This is a genomic window from Micromonospora maritima (genome assembly GCF_902825405.1).
Taxonomy (GTDB): domain Bacteria; phylum Actinomycetota; class Actinomycetes; order Mycobacteriales; family Micromonosporaceae; genus Micromonospora; species Micromonospora maritima.
In genome coordinates this window covers 1-5,367 of sequence record NZ_CADEAU010000369.1, presented here as the reverse complement: position 1 = coordinate 5,367, position 5,367 = coordinate 1, and the positions used below count along the sequence as shown (strand labels likewise).

4 protein-coding genes are annotated in these 5,367 nt (G+C 72.2%); 1 reads left to right on the top strand and 3 read right to left on the bottom strand.

Going from position 1 to position 5,367, the window contains the following annotated elements; genetic code table 11:
- Window positions 1-25: 25 nt before the first annotated feature.
- The gene (locus HUW36_RS24635; protein WP_174530346.1) at window positions 26-253 is read right to left on the bottom strand and encodes a DUF2277 family protein; all 228 of its coding nucleotides are present in this window, start codon (window positions 251-253) and stop codon (window positions 26-28) included.
- A gap of 52 nt (window positions 254-305) precedes the next feature.
- On the opposite strand from HUW36_RS24635, the gene miaB reads away from it, so the two are divergent.
- Window positions 306-1,805: a tRNA (N6-isopentenyl adenosine(37)-C2)-methylthiotransferase MiaB gene (gene miaB / locus HUW36_RS24630; protein ID WP_174530345.1), complete on the top strand. Its 1,500-nt coding sequence runs from the start codon at window positions 306-308 to the stop codon at window positions 1,803-1,805.
- Between the two features lie 86 nt (window positions 1,806-1,891).
- Here miaB and HUW36_RS24625 read toward each other — a convergent pair whose 3' ends face one another.
- Together HUW36_RS24625 and HUW36_RS24620 are read right to left on the bottom strand one after the other, a co-directional pair.
- On the bottom strand, window positions 1,892-3,517 hold the full coding sequence (locus HUW36_RS24625; RefSeq protein ID WP_174530344.1) for a cellulase family glycosylhydrolase: 1,626 nt from the start codon (window positions 3,515-3,517) through the stop codon (window positions 1,892-1,894).
- 330 nt (window positions 3,518-3,847) lie between these two features.
- Window positions 3,848-5,056, bottom strand: coding sequence for a DUF349 domain-containing protein (locus tag HUW36_RS24620; RefSeq protein ID WP_174530343.1), 1,209 nt, complete (start codon window positions 5,054-5,056; stop codon window positions 3,848-3,850).
- Window positions 5,057-5,367 lie beyond the last annotated feature (311 nt).

Below are 5,367 nucleotides of genomic sequence, written 5' to 3'. Positions count from 1 at the left end.
CGGCGAGCGGTGGCGGCCCCGGGGCTCAGCCCCGGGCCGTCGGCTGCTGCCCCCGCACCACGAGTTGGTCGAGCAGGGTCGCGGTGGCGGCGGCCACCGCGTCCACCGCGGCGTCGAACGCGGCGGCGTTGTGGGCCGCCGGCGTGCGGAAACCGGAGATCTTCCGGACGTACTGCAACGCGGCCGCCCGCACGTCCTCCTCGGTCACCACCGGGACGTACGGCTCACGCAGGGTCTTGATGCTCCGGCACACGGCTCCTCCTCGTTCGGTCCGACCAGCTCCACCCGGATAGTCTGTCCGGGTCATGACTACCGCAGCCGCGGGCAGCCCGCGCACATACCAGGTGCGCACGTACGGCTGCCAGATGAACGTGCACGACTCCGAGCGCATCTCCGGCCTCCTCGAGGACGCCGGCTACGTGCGCGCCGCCGAGGCCGACGAGCAGCCCGACGTGGTGGTGTTCAACACCTGCGCGGTCCGGGAGAACGCCGACAACCGGCTCTACGGCAACCTGGGTCATCTGCGCCCCGTGAAGGCGAAGCACCCCGGGATGCAGATCGCGGTCGGCGGCTGCCTGGCCCAGAAGGACCGCGGCGAGATCGTCCGCAAGGCTCCCTGGGTGGACGTGGTCTTCGGCACGCACAACATCGGCTCGCTGCCGGCGTTGCTGGACCGGTCCCGGCACAACACCGCCGCCGAGGTGGAGATCCTGGAGTCGCTGGAGGTGTTCCCCTCCACGCTGCCGACCCGGCGCGAGTCGACGTACGCCGGGTGGGTCTCGATCTCCGTCGGCTGCAACAACACCTGCACGTTCTGCATCGTGCCCTCCCTGCGCGGCAAGGAGAAGGACCGCCGCCCCGGCGACGTCCTCGCCGAGGTGCGCGCGCTCGTCGACTCCGGCGTGCTGGAGGTGACCCTGCTCGGGCAGAACGTCAACTCCTACGGCGTCGAGTTCGGCGACCGGTACGCGTTCGGCAAGCTGCTGCGCGCCTGCGGCGACATCGACGGGCTGGAGCGGGTCCGGTTCACCAGCCCGCACCCGAAGGACTTCACCGACGACGTGATCGCCGCGATGGCCGAGACGCCGAACGTCTGCCACTCGCTGCACATGCCGTTGCAGTCCGGCTCCGACGACGTGCTGCGGGCGATGCGCCGCTCGTACCGGTCGGACCGCTACCTGGGGATCATCTCCAAGGTCCGGGCGGCGATGCCGGACGCGGCGATCACCACCGACATCATCGTCGGCTTCCCCGGCGAGACCGAGGCCGACTTCGCGCGCACGCTCGACGTGGTCCGCGAGGCGCGGTTCTCCTCGGCGTTCACGTTCCAGTACTCCAAGCGCCCCGGCACCCCGGCCGCGACGATGGACGACCAGCTGCCCAAGCAGGTCGTGCAGGAGCGGTACGAGCGGTTGGTCGCCTGCGTCGAGGAGATCACCTGGGCGGAGAACAAGAAGCTGGTCGGGGAGACCGTCGAGGTGCTGGTGGCCGTCGGCGAGGGGCGCAAGGACGAGCGCACCGGCCGGATGTCCGGCCGGGCCCGCGACGGCCGGCTGGTGCACTTCGCCACCGGTGAGCTGGCCGGACAGATCCGCCCCGGCGACATCGTGCACACCACCGTCACGTACGCGGCTCCGCACCACCTCAACGCCGACGGAGCGCCGCTGGCGCACCGACGCACCCGGGCCGGGGACGCGGCCGAGGCGGGACGCGCCCCGCGTACCCCGGGGGTGCTGCTCGGGCTGCCGACGATCGGCGCGCCGGCCGCCGCGCCCGCCCCCACCGGCGGTTGCGCCGCCCACTGACCGGATGGAAGGAAGGGCCCCTTGTTAACACTCGGTGTTAACAAGGGGCCCTTCCTCTACCGCAGGCGTTAAGAAGGGGCCCTTCCTTAACAGGCGGTGCCGTTGAGCTTCACGCTGCCCGGCGTGGCGGCGGTGCCGTTGGCGGTGAAGCCGACGGTGACCGACGCGCCCGGCGCCAGCGACGACGCCCAGGCCGGCGCGGCGGCGGTGACCGTGGTGCCGGACTGCGTGACCGTCGCGTTCCAGCCGCTTGCGAGGGTCACCCCGGACGGCCAGGTCCAGGTGGCCGACCACGGGTTCACCGCGCCGGTGCCGGTGTTCTTCACGGTCAGCTCGCCCTGGAAGCCGCCGGCCCACGCGTTGACCTGCTTGTAGCTGGCCGTGCAGCCGCCGCTGGGCGCCGGCGACGACGTGCCGGTGGGCGTCGGCGTGGGGGAGCCGGTGCCGGTCGGCGTCGGGGTCGGGTTGCCGCCCCCACCGGTCGGCGGGATCAGGTACGGCTGGAGGATGTCCTGCTTCGGCTGGTTGATCGTGGTCCAGTCGTCGTTGGCGATGCCGCCGGTGTCACCCGAGTTCGGGTTCCACGACCAGTACGTGAACGACATCCCGTTGACGCCGGTGCCGGTGTAGGCCATGAGGTTCTGCAGCCAGACCTTGTCCTTGGGGTCCTGGAGGGTGGTGCCGAACTCGCCCATCATGATCGGCGCGATGTTCTGCTTGTAGAGGTAGCCCCAGTACTTGTCCCAGATGGCCGGCATGTTCGCCGGGTACGACGGGTCGTCGAACCAGGCCTGGCGGTAGACCGAGGTGGCGTACTCGTGCGGCGAGTAGACCAGTCGGTTCGCCACGTTCAGCCGGACCGGGAACTGCCCGGCCCTGGACAGGTTGCCGCCCCACCAGCCGCAGTCCTCGTCGTTGCTGGGGTCGTTGTCCCACACGTTCGACAGGCCGCCGCTCGGGCAGCTCACCCCCTCCACGAAGATCAGCCAGTTCGGCTGCACGCCGAGGATCGCGTTGCCGGCCCGCTCGGCGGCCAGCCGCCAGTCCCGGGCGGTGTCGCCGCAGCCCCAGCAGGCGCCGGTGGCGGCCGGGTTGGTGCCCTCGGCGTGCGGCTCGTTGTGCAGGTCCGCGCCGATCACGGTGGTGTTGCCGGCGTACCGCTGGGCCAGCATCTTCCAGTCGTTGATCCAGGTCGTCTCGGAGACCGTCGAGGTGTACCAGAGCGGCGACTGCCCGGCCGACGTCGGCCGGTGCCGGTCCAGGATGACCCGCATCCCCTTGCTGCCCGCGTAGTCGATGACCTTGTCGAGGATCTGCAACGGGGAGAGCCCGACCAGGTCCGGGTTGACGAAGTCGTTGATGCCGCTCGCGGTCGCGCCGGGCTTGAGCGCGTCGTTCGAGTACGGGATCCGCAGCGTGTTGTAGCCCAGCCGGGCCATGGTGTCGAGCTGGGACCGCCACGGGTTGCTCGACCACAGGCCGTGGAACGTCTTGTTGTCGGTCTCCATCCCGAACCAGTTGATGCCGGTCAGCCGGACGGTCGTGCCCGTACTGTCGACGATCTTGCTGCCGCTGGTGTGCAGGTAACCGGTGCCGGTGCCACCGGCCGCCGCGGCGGCCGGTGCGGTGGAGACGGCGGCGGCGACGAGAACGCCTGCTGCTGCGGTGGCGAGCGCCGTCAGGGCGCCGCCGAGGGCGGTGCGTCGGTGCATGGAAGCTCCACTTCGGATGCCCGCGCCGCGCAGGCGCCGCGGGCGGCAGGACCAGGAGGACCGGCCCGCTCCTCATCGAGTACGCGCGACAGCGCGCGCCGGGCCGGTCACGTGCACGGCCACCCGCGGGATGCGCACCGGCGATCGTCGACGGCGTGGGTCAGCCGTCGATGCCCTCGTGCCGGTGCCGGAACCTGGCTCCGCCGCTCATTCTGATCAGCCCACCTCGATGCGTCAACCCGGCCCGGACGCAGGTGAGCCCCCGGCCGACCTGGCCGGGGGCTCACCTGGTGTGTCTGTCCGCCGGTTCGCCCGGCCGGGGTGCGTCGGTCAGCCGGCCTGCTCGGCCAACTGGAGGAACTGCCGCTTCGAGGCGAGCGCCTGCTCGGCCTCCTTGACCCGGCGGGCGTCCCCGGCGGCCTGGGCCCGGGCCAGCCGGTCCTCGGCCTCGGCGACCTGCGCGCGCATCTGGGCCAGCAGCGGGTTGTCCTCCTTGGAGGTACGCCGCCACGCCGAGTCCATCACCTCGCGGACCTTGTCGTCCACCGCCCGCAGCCGGCGCTCCAGCCCGGCGGCGGCCTCGCGGGGCACCCGGCCGGCCTCGTGCCACTGCGCCTGGATCTCCCGCAGCTTCGCCTGGGCGCCCTTCGGGTCACCGTCGACGTCGAGCGCCTCGGCCTCGGCCAGCAGCGCCTGCTTGCGCTCCAGGTTGACGCGCTGCTCGTTGTCCCGCGCGGAGAAGACCTCACTGCGCCGCGTGAAGAACTCGTCCTGCGCGGCCCGGAACCGTTCCCAGAGCTTCTGCTCGGCCTCCTTGGCGGCGCGCGGCGCGGCCTTCCACTGGGCCATCAGCTCCTTGAGCTGGCCGGCGGTGGCGCCCCAGTCGGTCGACTCCTTGAGCTTCTCGGCCTCGGCGACCAGCTCTTCCTTGATCGTCTGCGCCTGCTTGCGCTGCTGGTCGAGGGAGGCGAAGTGGGCGCCCCGCCGGCGGGTGAAGCCGTCCCGGGCGGCGGCGAACCGCTTCCACAGCTCACCGTCGGTCTTCTTGTCGACGCCGCGGATGGTCTTCCACTCGTCGAGGATCTCCTTGAGCCGGTCGCCGGCGGTCTTCCAGCCGGTCGACTCGGCGGCCAGCTTCTCGGCCTCCTCGACCAGGGCGGTCTTGCGCGCCAGGGCCTCGCCCCGGGCGGCCTCGCGGGCCGCCTTGGCCTCGCCGGCCTTCTCCTCGGCGACGGCGGCCAGCTTGTCCAGGCGGGCGGCCAGCGCGTCGACGTCGCCGACCACGTGCGCCTCGGCCAGGGACCCGCGGATCCGCCGGATCGTGGTCAGCGAGTGGCCGGCGTCCGCCGCGCCCGAGTTGAGCCGGGCCTCGGTCAGGTCCACCTCGGTCACCAGGTCGGCGAAGCGGCGGGCGAAGTGGGCCAGCCCCTCCTCCGGGGCTCCCGCCTGCCAGGATCCGACCACCCGCTCGCCCTCGGCGGTCTTGACGTAGACGGTGCCGTCCTCGTCCACCCGTCCGAAGGCAGTCCAGTCGCTCATGTGCCCATCCTCGTTCTCCCGGCGTCGAGGGACCTGCCCCCGGTCGCCGCCACGGCGCAGCAAACTTTCTCCCGGCATTGTCACAGGTCCGCCCCCGTCCGTGTCGAGCGCCTGTCGTCGACCGTGACCATACGGTGTCGTACGCCCTCGATGACCGGATCGGCGCGGGGACGCACCGGGGGATCGGCGATAGGTTTGGGGGCGTGCCCCTGGTCGCCGCCGCCGTCTGCCCCCACCCGCCGCTGATCGTGCCCGAGCTGGCCGGCGCCGCCGCGCCCGAGCTGGACGAGCTGCGCGGCGCCGCCGACGCC

What these genes read in the sequence shown, in the direction of transcription:
- miaB (WP_174530345.1), top strand. Translation starts at nt 306, where the DNA reads ATGACTACCGCAGCCGCGGGCAGCCCGCGCACATACCAGGTGCGCACG.
- HUW36_RS24625 (WP_174530344.1), bottom strand. Translation starts at nt 3,517, where the DNA reads ATGCACCGACGCACCGCCCTCGGCGGCGCCCTGACGGCGCTCGCCACC.
- HUW36_RS24620 (WP_174530343.1), bottom strand. Translation starts at nt 5,056, where the DNA reads ATGAGCGACTGGACTGCCTTCGGACGGGTGGACGAGGACGGCACCGTC.